Source organism: Nonomuraea sp. NPDC052265 (genome assembly GCF_044547985.1).
In the GTDB taxonomy this organism is placed as follows: Bacteria; Actinomycetota; Actinomycetes; order Streptosporangiales; family Streptosporangiaceae; genus Nonomuraea.
This window is the reverse complement of sequence record NZ_JBIUBJ010000062.1, coordinates 1-2,414: the sequence shown is the minus strand read 5'-3', so window position 1 is coordinate 2,414 and position 2,414 is coordinate 1. Positions and strand designations below refer to the sequence as shown.

General features: G+C 66.0%; 3 protein-coding genes. 1 reads left to right on the top strand and 2 read right to left on the bottom strand.

What is annotated here, in order from left to right:
* On the bottom strand, positions 1-362 hold a 362-nt coding region (locus ACIHAD_RS48805; RefSeq protein ID WP_397361743.1), incomplete at its 3' end, for a hypothetical protein.
* Here ACIHAD_RS48805 and ACIHAD_RS48800 point away from each other — a divergent pair.
* The gene (locus tag ACIHAD_RS48800) at positions 264-1,760 is read left to right on the top strand and encodes an ISL3 family transposase (protein ID WP_397361742.1); all 1,497 of its coding nucleotides are present in this window, start codon (positions 264-266) and stop codon (positions 1,758-1,760) included. The genes ACIHAD_RS48805 and ACIHAD_RS48800 overlap by 99 nt on opposite strands.
* A gap of 28 nt (positions 1,761-1,788) precedes the next feature.
* On the opposite strand, the gene ACIHAD_RS48795 is transcribed toward ACIHAD_RS48800, so the two are convergent.
* Positions 1,789-2,331: a DUF6368 family protein gene (locus ACIHAD_RS48795; protein WP_397361741.1), complete on the bottom strand. Its 543-nt coding sequence runs from the start codon at positions 2,329-2,331 to the stop codon at positions 1,789-1,791.
* Between the last annotated feature and the right edge of the window lie 83 nt (positions 2,332-2,414).

Below are 2,414 nucleotides of genomic sequence, written 5' to 3'. Positions count from 1 at the left end.
GGATCTGGATCAAAGGTTGTGGAGCGGTGACGGAGCGCTACCCGGCCGGCGACGGTACTGGTGATCGCGATCCTGTAACAGGCTGTGCGTGAAGGCGGCCGCTTCGTAATGATCTGGTTTGTCGAGAACCCGATCATCAACGAGCGGCCGTGAGGATCATTGTGCTGCATGCTGCGGCAGACGCGGAAGCCTGCTGTCTTGTTCTTCTTGCGCCGCATTTGAAGGGCGTGCATGTCGATCAGGTTCAGGACGGTGCCGCCGGGGTGCAGATCACCGCGAGAACCGTCACGATCGAGGCAGAGTGCCCTGGATGTGGGGTCTCCTCTGGCCGGGTTCACGCCCGCTACCGCAGGCGGCTTCACGATCTGTCCTGCGCAGGCCGTCCCGTGATGATCGAACTGCAGGTGCGTCGGTTCGTCTGCGGGAATTCCATCTGCGCTCTGCGGACCTTCGTCGAGCAGGTGCCTGATCTGACGCAGCGATATCAGCACCGCACGCCGTCGTTGCGTGCTCTTCTGGAGAAGGTCGCGCTGGCGTTGGCCGGACGGGCGGGGTCGCGGATGACCGTGGCGCTGGGCGTCGCGGTCTCGCGGTCCACCCTGATTCGGCTGATCCGCGCATTGCCCGACCCCGAGATCGGACAGGTCACGGCTCTGGGCGTCGATGACTTCGCCAAACGGCGAGGCCATTCCTACGCGACGATCTTGATCGACATGGACACTCACAAGCCCATCGACGTCCTGGACGGCAGGTCCGCCGATCCTCTCGCCGCGTGGCTGAAGGAACATCCAGGGGTGCAGGTCATCTGCCGTGACCGAGCCAGTGCTTACGCCGAAGGAGCCCGGATCGGTGCCCCGGACGCGCTCCAGGTCGCTGACCGATTCCATCTCTGGCAGAACCTGTGTCAGGCGGTGGAACGCTGTGTTGCCCGGCACCGAGGCTGCTTGGCCGCCCCCAGTCCACTGGTGCCCATCGCGCAGCCCGAGCTGATCGGGCCGGAGCCCGTTACACCCACCGGCCGGTTCGCCGACCGGGCCCGTGCACATCACGCCCTCGTCCACGGTCTGCTCGAGCAGGGCCACGGGCTCCGTGAGATCGCCCGGCATCTGGGCTGGGGCCGCCACACCGTGCAGCGCTATGCCCGCGCCGTGACTTGGCAGGAGATGGTGAAAGGCCCACACAAGGAGCGGCCCAGTGCACTCGATGCGTTCAAGCCGTATCTGCGCCGGCGATGGGAGGCCGGATCCACCAACATCGCCTCGCTCTACCGCGAGATCACCGCGCTCGGCTACCAGGGAAGCTACGGAATCGTCCACGACTACCTGAGGCCGCTGCGCACGACCCCGCCGTCCGCACCTCCCGCCCCGCCGTCGGTCCGCAAGGTCGCCGGATGGCTCACCCGCCACCCCGACAACCTGCAAGAGGACGACAAGCAGCAGCTGAAGGCGATCCTCGGGCGCTGTCCGAAACTGCACGCCGCCGCTCGCCACGTCCGTTCCTTTGCCGGAATGCTCACCGCCCTGACCGGACAGAACCTGCCCGCATGGATCACGGCCGCGAGCGACGACGACCTGCCCGGCATCAGTTCCTTCGCCCGCGGCCTGAACACAGACCTGGCCGCCGTCATCGCCGGACTGACCACCCGCTGGAACTCCGGCCCCATCGAAGGCAACGTCAACCGCATCAAGATGCTCAAACGCCAGATGTTCGGCCGAGCCGGCTTCGCCCTCCTGCGCAAACGTGTCCTGCTCTCGAACTGAACAGCTGCAAAGGCTGAGGCCCCTGGTTCTACTTGACCAGCCGGAAGTCAGGGTGAGCCGCCCAGGCCCACACGAGTTCGCTGGTCCCGAACGCGAAATGCCACGGCTCGGACATCATCGCGACCAGGCCGGGCAACTCCGCGACGACCGGCACGTGCCGGTCGTGGATCTCGACGGAGGCGACACCGCCCACGATCTCCATGACCCCGACGGTGAGCAGGGCCGTGACCACGTGATCCACATCGCCGTTGCACATCGCGATGACGCTGACATCATGCGTTGGAGCGAACCCGATCAGCGGCTCCAGATCAGGCATGTCCGCGTGCTCGGCCTCGAAACTCGCCTCATCACCGACCCCCGGTCCCGCAACGACCACCAAGAACGGCCGAGAGGGGCCGAGCCCACCGCCGTCAACGGCTCCCAGCCGTTCCGCTACCACGTTGAAATCGAAGTACCCAGGCCGCTCCTCCACGAACCGATCCGACAGATCGATCAGCATCCGGCGAAGCCGTCCCAGGGCCTCGCCAGAGACCGGCCCCGCCAACTCGACACCCAGCACAGGTCCTGCCACCCCGAGAGGGTAGCTGTTCGCTCCGCCCTACGACCGCAGAAATCACCCACCGTCACTGCTCCACAACCTTTGATCCAGATCCC